The 14,066-nt window shown below is 31.8% G+C and carries 18 protein-coding genes, 1 tRNA gene, 1 pseudogene and 1 other annotated feature; of the genes and pseudogenes, 7 read left to right on the top strand and 13 right to left on the bottom strand.

Features of this window, described 5'->3' with window-relative positions; genetic code table 11:
- Positions 1-65: 65 nt before the first annotated feature.
- The 5 genes from AC1RPH_RS02540 to AC1RPH_RS02520 all read right to left on the bottom strand — a co-directional run bounded on the left by AC1RPH_RS02540 (position 66) and on the right by AC1RPH_RS02520 (position 2,960).
- Positions 66-1,127: a M24 family metallopeptidase gene (locus AC1RPH_RS02540; protein WP_481761243.1), complete on the bottom strand. Its 1,062-nt coding sequence runs from the start codon at positions 1,125-1,127 to the stop codon at positions 66-68.
- 72 nt (positions 1,128-1,199) lie between these two features.
- The gene (rpmA, locus tag AC1RPH_RS02535; RefSeq protein ID WP_083478911.1) at positions 1,200-1,487 is read right to left on the bottom strand and encodes a 50S ribosomal protein L27; all 288 of its coding nucleotides are present in this window, start codon (positions 1,485-1,487) and stop codon (positions 1,200-1,202) included.
- Positions 1,488-1,510: 23 nt separating this feature from the next.
- Complete coding sequence (locus tag AC1RPH_RS02530; RefSeq protein ID WP_409022633.1) at positions 1,511-1,840, bottom strand: ribosomal-processing cysteine protease Prp; 330 nt, start codon at positions 1,838-1,840, stop codon at positions 1,511-1,513.
- A 21-nt stretch (positions 1,841-1,861) separates the two neighbouring features.
- Complete coding sequence (rplU, locus tag AC1RPH_RS02525) at positions 1,862-2,170, bottom strand: 50S ribosomal protein L21 (protein WP_409022634.1); 309 nt, start codon at positions 2,168-2,170, stop codon at positions 1,862-1,864.
- 18 nt (positions 2,171-2,188) lie between these two features.
- Positions 2,189-2,274: a sequence feature (ribosomal protein L21 leader region), on the bottom strand.
- A gap of 53 nt (positions 2,275-2,327) precedes the next feature.
- Positions 2,328-2,960: a TetR/AcrR family transcriptional regulator gene (locus AC1RPH_RS02520; RefSeq protein WP_409022635.1), complete on the bottom strand. Its 633-nt coding sequence runs from the start codon at positions 2,958-2,960 to the stop codon at positions 2,328-2,330.
- Between the two features lie 176 nt (positions 2,961-3,136).
- On the opposite strand from AC1RPH_RS02520, the gene AC1RPH_RS02515 reads away from it, so the two are divergent.
- From AC1RPH_RS02515 to AC1RPH_RS02500, 4 genes and pseudogenes are all read left to right on the top strand, one after another.
- Positions 3,137-3,210: transfer RNA gene (locus tag AC1RPH_RS02515), tRNA-Arg, on the top strand.
- A 407-nt stretch (positions 3,211-3,617) separates the two neighbouring features.
- Positions 3,618-4,322 carry a DUF4352 domain-containing protein gene (locus tag AC1RPH_RS02510; RefSeq protein WP_481761242.1) on the top strand — a complete coding sequence of 235 codons (705 nt, stop codon included), beginning with the start codon at positions 3,618-3,620 and terminating at the stop codon, positions 4,320-4,322.
- Positions 4,323-4,441: 119 nt separating this feature from the next.
- Positions 4,442-4,723, top strand: coding sequence for a putative quinol monooxygenase (locus tag AC1RPH_RS02505; RefSeq protein ID WP_481761241.1), 282 nt, complete (start codon positions 4,442-4,444; stop codon positions 4,721-4,723).
- A 116-nt stretch (positions 4,724-4,839) separates the two neighbouring features.
- Positions 4,840-5,433 (top strand): annotated as a pseudogene (locus tag AC1RPH_RS02500) (IS3 family transposase); the annotation flags it as partial.
- A gap of 22 nt (positions 5,434-5,455) precedes the next feature.
- Here the strand turns inward: AC1RPH_RS02500 and AC1RPH_RS02495 are convergent.
- The 3 genes from AC1RPH_RS02495 to AC1RPH_RS02485 all read right to left on the bottom strand — a co-directional run bounded on the left by AC1RPH_RS02495 (position 5,456) and on the right by AC1RPH_RS02485 (position 7,576).
- Entirely contained in the window at positions 5,456-6,019 is a 564-nt protein-coding gene (locus AC1RPH_RS02495) for a hypothetical protein (protein ID WP_481761240.1), read from the bottom strand.
- 8 nt (positions 6,020-6,027) lie between these two features.
- Positions 6,028-7,002 carry a hypothetical protein gene (locus AC1RPH_RS02490; RefSeq protein WP_481761239.1) on the bottom strand — a complete coding sequence of 325 codons (975 nt, stop codon included), beginning with the start codon at positions 7,000-7,002 and terminating at the stop codon, positions 6,028-6,030.
- A 298-nt stretch (positions 7,003-7,300) separates the two neighbouring features.
- Positions 7,301-7,576, bottom strand: coding sequence for an ArpU family phage packaging/lysis transcriptional regulator (locus AC1RPH_RS02485; RefSeq protein WP_481761238.1), 276 nt, complete (start codon positions 7,574-7,576; stop codon positions 7,301-7,303).
- A 706-nt stretch (positions 7,577-8,282) separates the two neighbouring features.
- Here AC1RPH_RS02485 and AC1RPH_RS02480 point away from each other — a divergent pair.
- The 3 genes from AC1RPH_RS02480 (at position 8,283) to AC1RPH_RS02470 (ending at position 9,412) form a co-directional block, all read left to right on the top strand.
- A complete protein-coding gene (locus tag AC1RPH_RS02480; protein ID WP_481761237.1) occupies positions 8,283-8,549 on the top strand; it encodes a SemiSWEET family transporter in 267 nt (88 codons plus the stop codon).
- Positions 8,550-8,626: 77 nt separating this feature from the next.
- Positions 8,627-8,998, top strand: a complete 372-nt coding sequence (locus AC1RPH_RS02475; protein ID WP_409022645.1) for a transporter — start codon at positions 8,627-8,629, stop codon at positions 8,996-8,998.
- A gap of 153 nt (positions 8,999-9,151) precedes the next feature.
- The gene (locus AC1RPH_RS02470; protein WP_481761236.1) at positions 9,152-9,412 is read left to right on the top strand and encodes a hypothetical protein; all 261 of its coding nucleotides are present in this window, start codon (positions 9,152-9,154) and stop codon (positions 9,410-9,412) included.
- A 278-nt stretch (positions 9,413-9,690) separates the two neighbouring features.
- Here the strand turns inward: AC1RPH_RS02470 and AC1RPH_RS02465 are convergent, their stop codons facing one another.
- The 5 genes from AC1RPH_RS02465 to AC1RPH_RS02445 all read right to left on the bottom strand — a co-directional run bounded on the left by AC1RPH_RS02465 (position 9,691) and on the right by AC1RPH_RS02445 (position 14,017).
- Positions 9,691-10,233: a dUTP diphosphatase gene (locus tag AC1RPH_RS02465; RefSeq protein ID WP_481761235.1), complete on the bottom strand. Its 543-nt coding sequence runs from the start codon at positions 10,231-10,233 to the stop codon at positions 9,691-9,693.
- A 57-nt stretch (positions 10,234-10,290) separates the two neighbouring features.
- Positions 10,291-11,223, bottom strand: coding sequence for a hypothetical protein (locus tag AC1RPH_RS02460; protein ID WP_481761234.1), 933 nt, complete (start codon positions 11,221-11,223; stop codon positions 10,291-10,293).
- Positions 11,223-12,107, bottom strand: a complete 885-nt coding sequence (locus tag AC1RPH_RS02455; protein WP_481761233.1) for an exonuclease SbcC — start codon at positions 12,105-12,107, stop codon at positions 11,223-11,225. Before AC1RPH_RS02455 ends, AC1RPH_RS02460 begins: the two co-directional genes overlap by 1 nt.
- Before the next feature lie 151 nt (positions 12,108-12,258).
- Positions 12,259-13,602 carry a type I glutamate--ammonia ligase gene (glnA, locus tag AC1RPH_RS02450; protein ID WP_409022650.1) on the bottom strand — a complete coding sequence of 448 codons (1,344 nt, stop codon included), beginning with the start codon at positions 13,600-13,602 and terminating at the stop codon, positions 12,259-12,261.
- Positions 13,603-13,627: 25 nt separating this feature from the next.
- Entirely contained in the window at positions 13,628-14,017 is a 390-nt protein-coding gene (locus AC1RPH_RS02445; protein WP_481761232.1) for a MerR family transcriptional regulator, read from the bottom strand.
- Positions 14,018-14,066 lie beyond the last annotated feature (49 nt).

The raw sequence follows: 14,066 nt of genomic DNA, 5'->3' as shown, positions 1-14,066 counted from the left end.
TACTATCTCGTGTATCTCATAGTTCTAATAATAGCAATAATGGACATATAAAAGCAAGTTAAAGTCTATATTATCATTAATTTTTTAGAAGAATTCGTTAACATTTGATAGCCATTCTCAGTCACTAAAATATCATCCTCAATTCGAACCCCACTAAGGTTTGGTACATAAATCCCTGGTTCAATTGTAATGACGTCGCCTGCTTGCAAAACACTGTTTGAATCATCCAATTTAATATTAGGTAATTCATGAATTGATAGGCCAATTCCATGCCCAATCCCATGATTAAAATATTTACCATATCCTGCATCGGCGATTGTTTCATTAGCAACTCTAGCTAATTCACTTAATTTTATTCCCGGTTTAATTAATGAAATCACTCGTTCTTGTGTCGTTAAAACAGACTCGTAGATATGTTTTAATTCATCAGATATCGATCCCACGGCGATGGTCCTTGTGACATCAAATGTATAGTTCTCGTAATAATAGCCAAAATCTATCGTAATCAGATCCTGGTCTTGAATCTTTCGTTTTGAAACCGTTGCATGTGGCCATGTTGAATGAATACCGCTTGCTACAATTGTTTCAAAAGATTCACTCATAGTACCTAAATTTTTGATATAACTATCTAGCCGATTAGCAATTTCAATTTCTGTTTGACCAACTTCAATCGTCGACACAATATAATTGAAAGCTTCATCAGCTAATTTTCCTGCTTTTATTAATTTTATCTGCTCATCCTTATCTTTAACACGTCGTAATTCGTCAACAATATTAGTAAATGGCACCAAATCACTAACAAGGATTTCATCTAATTGATCATACTCTAAAAATGATATTGATGATTCAAATCCCATAACTGTTAATCCTTTTTCACTAATTATGTCAGATACAGCACCCAGATAATCACGCGTAAATTTTATTTCTAATTTTTTATCATGATTTTCTAGTGCCAATTCAAATCTTAGGTCAGTGATTAAAAATTGTTGTGTATCAGTAATTAACAATACACCATCACCTTCAAAACCACTTAAATAAAATATGTTTGTCGTATCCGTCACTAGAAATGCATCAATCGAGAGTTTCTCAAAAGTTGATTGTAATTGTTTAATTCTATCAAAATTCATTTAAACACTCCTTTTATGTACAAAAAAAGGAAATCTCTATCATAAAATGAAGAGGTTTCCTTTGAGTTATTATTATTCAGCTACAGGGTATACAGAGACTTGTTTCTTATCGCGGCCTTTACGTTCGAAGCGAACGATACCATCGACTTTAGCAAACAAAGTATCATCTCCACCTTTACCAACGTTAACACCAGGATAAATACGTGTTCCACGTTGACGATAAAGAATTGAACCACCTGTTACTTCTTGTCCGTCAGCTCTTTTTGAGCCTAAACGTCTACCGACAGAATCACGGCCATTAGAAGTAGAACCCCCACCTTTTTTATGTGAGAAAAATTGTAAATTCATTAACATAATCAATGCACCTCCTTGTTATAGTCTTATTATTTAAGTGTTAATTTAATGTAATCTTGATAGTTTTGCTCAATTGACTGTAGTCCTAAAACTAAACTTTCTAAAAATAACTGTCCTGTAGCATCGTTTAACTCAGATTCTGATAGTTTAACTTTCATTAATCCACCATTATCTTCATCCATCTCAACATCAGGATTAAGTTTAGCAAGTTCGGTCAAACTATTAACTGTATTGATAGTCAATACCGAAACCGCAGCACACACAATATCTTGACCATATTCACCAGAATCAGCATGCCCTGTTATTTCAAACGCATCGATGATTTTGGCATCTCTCCGAGAAATAACTGCACGTATCATACTAGTAGCCTACTTTCAAAATTATGCGTTAATAGCATCGATAACAACCTTAGTATATGGTTGACGATGACCTTGTTTTGTATGAGAATGTTTCTTAGGTTTGTATTTGAAAGTAACAACTTTCTTTTCACGGCCTTGTTTTTCAACAGTACCAGTTACTGTAGCACCTTTAACAAAAGGAGCACCAATAACGGTTTTTTCGCCACCAACTAAAACAATTTCATCAAATGTAACTTTTTCACCAGCTTCTGCTGATAATTTTTCAATGTAAATAGCTTCTCCGGCTTCAACTTTAAGTTGTTTGCCACCTGTTTTAATAATTGCGTACATGTGTATTACACCTCCTTATAGATTACTTAGACTCGCCGTAATTTAGTGATCAGATTTAGACAACCTGACGCTTAAAAACTTAAAACGTGCGGTTGCAGTTGTGGTGTTCACAAATACAACGTTATTATAATATCAAATGTAACTTCTTAAGTCAACGTTATCCATCATTTTCAACAAAAAAGTTTGTTAAATTGACTCCGTTACTTGTATCAACGCCAGTAATTTCTTTTAAAACCTTAGCAACGTAGTGCGGTGTGTAGATCATATCGTCTCGTAACCAACGTTTAATGAAGCCTAGGTGCGCTGATGCAACATAGGATACTTGTAACTCGTTTGGTATCTTAGATACTTCAAAATCGCCTGCTAACTGTTCTCTAAAGTTATTTAAGTAGATAACTAGTCTATCATATACTTTATCAGAAAAAGCGACATCTTCTTGACTATTTAAAAGTACGCCAAACATCATTGATTCATCTTGTAAGTAGTTAAACACCCGATTTAAACAACAAACTTCAACTGGTTTCGAATAAACGTACGCTTTATCTGGTGATTGTTTTGACATAATCATAATGTAATCAAAAAAGTCATCTAAAATTTCATCCATTGCCCGATTAATAAAATCTTGTTTGTCATGATAATGCAGATAGAATGTTCCTCGAGTGACATTTGCTTCCTGAGTAATCTTTTGAACGCTAATATTTTCAACTTTGTAATGTTTCATGAGTACAACTAATGATTTTTTTAAATTTTGTCTTGTTCTCTTTACCCGTGGATCATTAGAATCAACCATTTTTCAACCTCTTTATTCATAATTAAATAGTCTTTATCTCCATTTATGTCTATTACTTTCTTATTATAGAACATTTCATCAAAACTTTCATTCATGTTTTTGATAATTTATAAGAGTTCTACCAATTTCCATTGACAAGTACCAGTATTTTATCATATACTATTAAATGTTGTTATGACTCGGTAGCTCAGCTGGATAGAGCATCCGCCTTCTAAGCGGACGGTCGTGAGTTCGAATCTCACCCGAGTCATAGATATCCATTCTAGACCGATTTATAAAAATAGGAATGCCTTTAAACGGGCGTTCCTATTTTTTTATTTAGGTGAAAACAGACTATAAAGGATAGAATGCTCAAAACATTTGTTGCATATTTGTTGCATGGATATTTTTATCAATAAATCTACTAAAGTATTAAAATATCAGGCGATAAGAAAGCATTTTCTGTCGGTAAGGCTGTTGGCAACGCTTTATATTGTATTACTGGAAAACACGTTAAAAATATCAAGCAATTACTTAAGCTTTAGTAAATTGTTTGAAATAAAACTATTAAAAAATCCCCTAACCTGTTGGTAGCAAGTTAGAGGGTATAAATATATTAACAAATAATTTTATCATATTTCTAGGAGTAGAGATATAGATTTCGGAGGAAATATATTCATGAGTACTACATTTACAATTATTTTTCTTATTGGTTTAGTTGTTTTTTTTACAGGTGTAACTTGGTTTATTGTAGCTTGGGGTAATAAAGCTTCTAATTTAATACCACTAATTTTATTGATTGCCGGTTTAGGCATATCAATTATTTCTTTTAGCGTGATGTCGGTAACATCTGATAAAGATTCGTCAGCGCGTTCATCGTCTAATTTTAGATCGTCAAGTGCTAGTGACTCGTCAGAATCAGATGATGATTCTAGTTATGATGACGATGATGATTCATATGTTGACGATGAATCTGAATCTGATTCAGAATCTGACGATGAGTCATACACTGATGATGAATCCGATTCAGAATCTACTTCATCTTTTGGCGATTCTGTAGATTTAACTGACGACTCAAAGATAACCGTTGACTCTGCTGAAAAAGAAACGTCAGTTCCTTTAAATGATGTTAAATCCGGTGATACACAAGTTGCTGTTAAAGTAACCGTTCAAAATAATGGTACAGGTCCACTAGATTTCAATGGTCAAAAGTTTGACGTCTATGATAGTGATGATACTATTGGGGAATTTAATTCAGAGACTTACTCTGGTAATATTCCAAATTCAATAGCTGCCGGAAAAAAAGCTGTAATGACATTATACTTTACAACTTCTAATGCTGGTCCGTTCTCTGTCACTTACGGGGACTCAACTTGGGAATAAATATTTAACTAATTTTAACGAGTGTATAGATACTTCAAGCAGGTGCAACTCCTGCTGCTCGTTTTTGTTTATCTACGTGCATAGGAATCACGTTAAAAGCTAAAAAGGAGAATATTATCATGAAAGTTTTTAATGTTAGTTTAGTTGTTAATGAAAATTGTATTACAGAATATGAACATTTTATTGATCCTCTAGTGACGCAATCAAAAAAAGAATCTGGTAATATTTCATACAATCATTTTAAACAATTAGGTGCCAACAATCGTTATGCAATAATTGAGCATTGGCAAGACCAAGACGCAGTTAACTTCCACAATGAAACAACTTATTTTAAAGAATTTTTAGCAGGCATCAATCAATTTGTAACTGAAGAATTACAAGTTATTGTAATGGACGCCTAACTACCCTTTCGACCACCAGTTAAGCTGGCTATGAGTGCAAGGCTCATTGGTCGTATTGCTACAAAATTTTAAAAATTTAAGGAGATTTAATTTATGGGAGCTACTTCAATTTCAGCCAGACACGCAAATACAACTCGTATAAAGGAAAAGTTGGTACCGTTTCTAAAAACCTGATTAATCGCCGTTTCTTTTCGGACCGACCTTATCAAAAACTAGCAACAGATGTTACAGAAGTCCGTTGGGGTGACGAAACAATCGATGAACGGGCCCATTTCACCTGTATTTATGATCTGTTTTCAGGCAAAATTCTAAGTCATCAGATTAGTAAACATCCAACAGTTAAATTTACAACAAAGGTTTTGAAACAAGCAATTGCAAAAATCCCAAAAGATTTAAATTATCGAACGACGATTCATTCTGACCAAGGATTCCAATATCAACACAAAAATTGGGTTACTATTCTCAAAAAATATCGTATTTTTCAGAGTATGTCACGTAAAGCAACATGTTTAGATAACGCTGCCATGGAAAGCTTTTTCCATATTATGAAAGCTGAAGCTTTCTATCAAAAAGAAACCGATACATATGAAACACTAGTTTCACAAGTACCGGTTTGGATAAATGACTATAATTTTTCACGAATTAAAATAAAATTGGGTTGTAAAAGCCCGGTTGAACACCGAATTTTTATAACCCAGAATGCTGCATAAAGCTTCGTCCAATATTTAGGGTTCACTTCATTTTATTATTTTTTATTATTGACTCAGCTTCTTCTTCTCCAGCCTCTATAGCCTTTTTTTGAGTATCTCGGATGATGTCTAAAATAAGCCCAAAAATATTCAAAGACGCCGTAAATACTAAAATTAAAACTATTCCTTTCAAATACAAAATTACTTCAAAATCAATAAAGGTTTCAAATGATATTAACATAGTACTAATTGATATTCCAACTATGGTTAGCCATAAAAATGAAGTCCACATAAATGGTGTGAATATTTCAACAAATACGTTTTTTAATTGAGTATCTGTTTTAGAAACTAAATATATGTGTCCTAAATTATCTATATCAAAGATACTTTTAACCGCAACAAATAATGCGAATGTAAAAGATAATCCGGTAACAGAAATACCCAATAAGCTTGAAACTTCATAATTAACATTAATAATATCCGGAAAAAATAAATATATTATTGTAAATATTACATTTATCGAAATTCCAATTTTAGAGTATATATTGCATATAGTTGCTCGTTTTGAAGTCCATAATGCTCTCATCAATGATTTATTATCTACCATACTATCACCTATTTATGAAAATTTTTATTAACTATTACAGGTACAATTTTCATTATACTCATTGCCCTATGTTTTATCGATTTAAGGTATCCTCGCTTAGCATCTTCACCCAATTGTTTACTTAACTCTACTGTATTTACTTTTTCTCCTCTAGGGGCACTATATATTTTTTTCACATCTTCAGCATTTATACGTTTTCGACTAGCAAGGTCCCTATCTTCAACTTGCTGGGCACCATTAGGATAGACAAGATGTACTGTTACTCTTGCATAATCTTGCTTAATGCTAACGCTATCTTGAACTGCATTAACTGATACAGCACCCATATTGGTATTTTCTGCTGTATTTATAAATGATTCTATTCTTTCAGACATACTAATAGCTTCTTTCAAACTTTTGTCATTAGTAGAAATTAAAATTTTTTCAGTTTCCAATTCATAAAAAAAATTCACTCCAGCATTTATATATTCTTTATCCTGAATATACCGTATTATTTTTCTAGCCTCTAGCATCATTTTACGACCATGTCCGTAACGTCCGTACCCTTTTAAGTTGCCTATTATATCATCTTCTAAAACATCATCTAATGATTCTTTTAAAAATGGATATTTTTTAAGTAATTTGTCCATTTTTGTTCTCATTTCAACTTTTGTAACGCCCAAAAATTCTTTTGTCCATAAAATGCCCGAATTTTTTTCATAGTTTTCTATAACAGCAAAATATTCCTCTTCTATTTTTTTAGATTGAGCAACAAATTCTGTATATTCTATAGATTTGGATAATTCTTCTTTAACATCAGTATCCTTAAAAATAAAATTTAAATATGTTCCCCTTTCAAATCCATTAGGTATTCCAAAACTATTAGTTAGATCATCCTTTATTACATTATGTTTAAGCTGTTTCCAACCTTCTGATTTTCTTTCAACGTAAGTTCTAATTATATTTGGTGCTAAATTTAATTTAAATACATAATAATTGTCCAAATAGTTACTCCTCCAAATAATTTATACTCGCTCTATTATTAAACAATAAAAAAGACAGGTAAACAATACCTTTCTCATGTGTGTATAAATATTTGGATTAGAGATTAATAACTGATATCAAAATATCATATTACTAATATAACAGATTAATCACTTCAATTTGTTCACTAAATGTTCACTTTTTGAAATCATGTAAGTCTTCAATTAAGAATGAATCAGCAAACTGTAAGCATGCTCGATTCTTGTAAAAACTGTATCTCGTCTTTTCATATCCTAAATCATCCATTTCAATATCATTTTATTTATTATCTTCTGCAATATAGACATCTATTAATATTTTTCTACTAATAGTGTCACAACTCTTTAAAGCTACTAGAACATTATTAATAACTTGCTCAGCATAGATACGTTTAGTTATGGTCTCTTCGTGTTGATTGTTCCCTGAGGTACTTTTTAGGCATATCCATGATAATTGGCGACTTAATTCCGCTAATATCCTTCTGACTATATCTCTGCATTTTTGGTAACCATACTTTAAAAAAACGTTTAACCTTATTAATTGTAGATTTTTCATTGACTTGTGGGAATAGTTCGTTAAATGAAGATATAGCATTTCCCCCTTTACGTTTGTTATAATCATTGCCAGTCAGAGTAATAGTTGTATGTATAAGTCACCTTACTAAGTGGGTTTTATGTTATCTAAATCATTAATGAAACTCAAGTAGTGTAATTTCTCTGATTACTTCATTCTTCTCCTAAATGGTCAACTCATGAATAGTATCAATAACTGCGCTACCTTTATAAGAAAAATTATTGTTAAATTTGATAATCATCTGAGGAACGTCATTCTGATTAGAGCAACGCATTAACTCATCCCTGTAAATTTTTTTGATACGTAGTCATCTGTTAACAGAAACTATTAGTCCTATAGTTTCTACTGAATGTACCACTATTTAAATATCATTTATTCAACATTCTATAGCTTTGCTATTCAGATCCAGCAATTTCATAAATAGTCAGTATTAGTTAAAAACAAAATACTGAGTTTACAATAACAGTTCTGAATTAGTAAGATATTAACCTAAACAAATACCTAGCCTTCATTTAAATAATTAATTTATCACCCAAGAAAATTTTGATGCATTTTAATAATAAAAATCATCCACAAGTTTATTTTCACCAACACCAAACATTTTTACCTACTCCCAGTTGTTATAATTTGTAGAATAACTGATAATTAGTTATTATAGAGAGGCATAAAAAAGTTTGGAGGAATTAGAATGAAATTATTAAATGATAGCACTCTAGAAAAAATCGGGAAGTTTGCAAGTATTTTATCTATCTTAATGTATGTCTCATACATCCCACAAATCATTTCCAACCTTAATGGTAGCCAGGGTAATCCTGTTCAGCCCTTGGTTGCCTGTATTAATTGCATATTTTGGACTGTCTATGGCGTATGTGGTAAAAATAAAGACTGGCCTATATTCTTTGCAAACGTACCGGGTATCTTTCTAGGCGCCATCGCTTTCTTCACTGCCTTATAAAATATCATATACATAAAATAGAATACTTACGTGCAGATAGGGAATCACGTTAAAAGCTCCATACGGGGGAATTCTTCATGAAACTAAAAATTAACACTGCAGCAGGTACTTTCGATATCATAAATACTATATTAGTAGCCTTTTCTTGGCTTATCGTTATTTTAACTGGTATCAATAAATCTACTGTAACATCACACGCTGTCTCTGGAACATCAACCTTAACTAGCGGTACAGCTATTTTCTTTTATATTATGCTAGGAATTGGCCTTATTCTTCACATTGTTGCACTTGTTCAATCAAGAAAAGCTGATATCTCTATTACTGGCCATGTTCTTGGTATTATTGGTTGCGGTTTATTTCTTTTATCAATGGTTTTTGCCCTTCCTACATTTATTTTATTAATCATTGCAGCAGTTTTCACACTCAAACAAGCTCCTGCTAAGCACTAATAAACAAAATTTAACATAAATTTCTAACGAGCGTATAGATACTTTTAGTAGGTGCGATTCCTACTGCTCGCTTTGCACCATAAAAATATTGGGGGATTTAAAATGAAAAAATTTATTAGCTTACTAGGGGTTCTAAGCGTATCAATGCTACTATTGTCTGCTTGCGAATATAGTTATAATTCTGATTCCAGTTCTAACAAAAATAGCTCTTCTTCTCAACAGTCGTCTGCATCATCCAACACAAAGGCCTCATCTTCTAAGGCCAAAGATTCTTCTAAAGAATCTTCATCATCTACTAAGAAGACATCTTCTTCTGAGAGCTTTGATATTAATGATAGTACTTCGTCTGCTAAAGACGTTCATATTCATGAATCTGAAGATGGTGCTGATTTTAATTTTGATACTGGTTCTTGATTTTTTACTTAAGTTAATTTTAAAAGAGATTAGTCTCATTCAAATAAAAACTGTTATTCAGTTATTAACACAAAAAAGCCTTCAATATTGGACAAAAATCCAATGTCGAAGGCTTTTCTTTATTAAAATTTAAAATACGAATTATTAATGATTCCTTATTTACGACGCTCAGTTGTAAATTAATTACTAATAATACGATACCAAGCTCTTAAAATTCAGTAACCTGCTTAAATTTTTGTCCAATATTATTGGTTAGCTCCAATTTAAGACTGTTTTAATTAATAATTATTTTCTTGTCTTTCAATATTTTCCATATTTTTTTTAACAAATTCATTTTCAATATCATTCCAAGACAATTTTAAATCAACTAACCCGAATTTAATAAAAAGATGCCAAGCATGTTTAAAATCTTCTAATTTATGACTAAATAAACTTTTAGAAATCATTAATTTTAACGATAAAAAGACTTTATTCAATGACATTGTCATAGGCTTTTTTGCAAAATCATCCATCTCTTCGTCACTAATTAATAATAAATAGGTCCATTTATTTTGATTGGCAATATTAAAAAAGAAACTCATTGCATCAACATATTCTGAGAGTACTGTCTCTTCATGCGTTTTGCCTTTTTCCATTTTTTGTCCACGATTTTCTTTCCAGACTTTAAACCATTCAACCGTGTTGGCTAATTCTGATAGTTCAACATCCAAGCTCACATAGGCGTTAAACAATCTCTCTTCAGGACTCCATCTAATTTTTTTATCTTGAATAACATCCCGATCAAAGCTTCGTTCCATTTGGATCATATCTGTTAAGTTCACTAAATTTTCCTCCAAAAAAATCTGCCCACTAGTAACTAACGGACAGACATTTTTTTATTATTTAAAAATCAAGGGATCTGATTTAATACTTAATTCATTTATATTATTCAAGTACCAATTTCTAATGAAAGGTTCATTCAACAAAATATCGAACCATGAAATTTCTTGGGCAGCATCCATAACAGCAACGACCCATTTTTCATTATCACTCTCACCCATTTGTTGTTGATCATAAATTGTTATTTCAGATTTAGCTAATTTTAAAACAGCACTATTATTTGCGCCTGCTTCAACCATTAACTCATTTTCTGAAGCAAGTACAAATAATTCATCGATAACACTTCGTTTAAGTATATCTTCAGACAATTCGTATCTTGCTGGATTACCTGAATCCAATAGATTAAGATCAACGCTAAATCCATAATCTTCTTTTAAATACGTCGCAAAATCAATTAACATCATTTCAAGATATTTAATCGATTTTGCGTCTAATTTTTCCAAGTAACTAACAATTAAGACATTTGTAATAGCTGTACTATTAATTCGAATCATTCTTTTACGTAAATTTAAATAAAATAAAGATTCTCCTGATTCTTGTGCAACATAATAAGCGCCATCATTATCATCAATTTTAAAGGAAAAACTATCTACGACATTAATCCCAGGTATTTCATGGACAAGTGCTTTTCTAGGCTCTGAGAAGTGTAAAATAGCCGTTTCATTATCATGCAAGTCCATTAAACGGTTAAAGAAGAGTAAACAATAATCTGCAGCACTATATTTTTGCGGGAATGTTAAATAATTAGTGTCAAGTTGATAACCCATCAAACTCATTGCGGCATCAATCAACTCAACTTTATCCTGGGTATTCATTAAAACATCTAATGTTTCCGTAAATTTAATCCCATTGTTCAGACTTAATTTAATTTGTTCATTAAAGTTTACTAAACGCGATTTTGTAGAAACTAACTGCTTTTCTTTTTCAGCCATTATTCAGTCACCTGTCCTTTTTGACTAATTAAGTGAGATAAATAACTGTAATATAAGGCATCATTTTGTTTAGTGAATTTTTCAAAATCACCAAATATACCAATAACACTTTGTCTTTCATAACCAATCAACGTATCTTCTTTGGCTAAACTTAAAACATCAGTCTCACTTGATTTAATATCTTGATATGCACTGCTGGCTTTTTCATCCATCTCAGTTAACTCTGTTAATCTTTCTTTTAACACGCGACGTTCTTCACGAATACGTCCAGCATCCCAAGGACGCCCTTTTTCTTGTGAATTACGTTTCATATCTTCGCGAATTTTGTCTTTTTCAGCGTCACGTTCATCCTGAGAATCAACTAATTCTTGACGTTCTTTATTTTGAATTGATATTTGATTAATTTTATCTGTATTAACACGTTTATTCGTTTCTTCCAATTCAAAAGACTTAGCTAATTTAGCTAGTTCTTCTTCATCAAATTTAAATTCAACATTTAAAACGTCTAAATAGCCAAATTCTTTTCGATCCCACCAATTACCAAAATGAATTTTGAATTTTCCAACTTCCATTTCTTCAAAATAGAAGAATGGATACGTATCACGTAAATATGAGATAAGTTTCAAACTTAAATATTGTTGAATTTGTGGATAATCTTTAATGACCAACTCTTCTTGAATGGCAGATTCCGAAACGCTTCTTTTCTTTAACACTAGTTGTGCGTAACGAGATTGGTTAATGAGTTGATAAACTAATCGATCATCTTCTTGTTTAATCGCCTCTCTAAGTTGATTTAAGTACTCAACTTTTTTAGATAGAGTGCGTTCGATATTGTTTGTAGCTTCACTGTGATCCGATAAATTAAATTGATTGTCTTTTATCATAGTTTACCCCTTATTCATATTTAATGATTATTTTTTTTACTATGTATTGTGATTTTTCTTTGCATAATCAAAAAAACTAAAACAATTTTACTTGTCCTAGTTTCATTATCAATCATTTAGTTAGTCATTTCAAACCTTTATTACACTTTTTTTAATAAAGTTCTAAATATTGATCTCTTTCCCATTCAGAAACTTCTTGACGGTAAGCAGCCCATTCTAATTTTTTGGCTTCAATAAAGCTTGGATATAAATGAGGACCCATTGCTTTTTCCATGATATCATCTTTTTCCAATGCTTTAATGGCATTGTGTAGTGTCGATGGTAAGTCACTAATATGATTATCTTGGCGTTCTTGACGGTTCATTACGTAAATATTTCTATCAACAGATGCAGGTGGTACAACTTTATTTCTAAGTCCATCAAGTCCTGCTTCTAAAATAGCCGCAATAACAAGATAAGGATTAGCAGTTGCATCAACACTTCTTAACTCTAATCGAGTTGATAACCCACGAGCCATTGGTACACGAACTAATGGCGATCGGTTACGTCCAGACCAAGCAACATAAACAGGTGCCTCAAATCCAGGGACAAGACGTTTATATGAGTTAACTGTTGGATTAGTAATTGCTGTGTAACCACGTGCATGTTGTAATAAACCACCTAAGAAGTGGTAGGCATCTTCAGATAATTGCATCTTATCTTTTTCATCAAAGAATGCATTACCATCTTTATGAAATAATGACATATTAATATGCATCCCTGAACCATTAATTCCATTCAATGGTTTTGGCATAAATGTCGCATGTAGACCATGTTTTCTAGCTACCGTTTTAACGACTAATTTAAATGTTTGGATGTTATCACAGGCTTGTAAAGCATCTGCGTATTTAAAATCAATTTCATGTTGGCCAGGTGCTACTTCATGATGAGAAGCTTCAACATCAAAACCCATGTTTTCAAGTTCTAACACGATATCTCGACGACAATTTTCACCTAAATCAACTGGTGCTAAATCAAAATAGCTACCTTTATCGTTTAATTGTGTTGTAGGTTTTCCCGTTATAGGGTCTAATTTAAATAAGAAAAATTCTGGTTCAGGTCCAATATTAAATTCAGTAAACCCTAAATCATTCATTTCTTTTAAGACACGGATAAGGTTATTTCTTGGATCACCTTGGAATGGTTTACGTTCAGCGTTATAAACTTCACAAATAATACGCGCAATTTTTCCATGTTCATGTTCCCATGGGAAAATCATCCAAGTTGATAAATCTGGGTATAAGTACATATCACTTTCTTCGATTCGAACGAATCCGTCGATTGAAGAACCATCGAACATTAATTTGTTTTCTAATAATTTGTCTAGTTGGCTAATCGGAACTTCCACGTTCTTAATAATTCCGAATAAATCTGTAAACATAAGTCTTAAAAATTTAACGTTCTCTTTTTTTGCCATTGTAACAATGTCATCTTTAGTGTATGCAGCTTTTGCCATTTTATCTCTCCTCAGTATTTATAATTTATAGACGCTTGTTTGTGTTAAAAGAAGGATCGTCAGGATTTTTAAGTCCACTAACTGAAAGAAATTCATTTTGAAAAATATGTCTAACATCATTATCTGTCAAAGGCTTTTCTAACAATTTGCGTTGCTTTTTAGCCTGTGCTTCCTTTTCAAAATAAATTTCTTTAATGCCAACCATATTCATGCCTTCATCTAAATAATCTTTAATTTCAAATAACTTATCAATATCATTCAGTGAATACATTCTGCGATTACCATCATTTCTTTGGGGCATAATTAACTCCTGCTCCTCATAATAACGAATTTGACGAGCCGTTAAGTCCGTTAATTTCATTACCGTTCCAATTGGTAATACCGCTAATGATCGTCTGAGTTCCTTCTCTTTCATAAACAAGCCTCCTTTTTAATTACATCCTTATAGTAACAAGGAAATAAAT

The sequence above is a fragment of the Dellaglioa sp. CoH-57-MRSF-16 genome (assembly GCF_056782055.1).
Note: the sequence above shows the minus strand (reverse complement) of the source record. Positions and strands in the feature narration are given on the sequence as shown.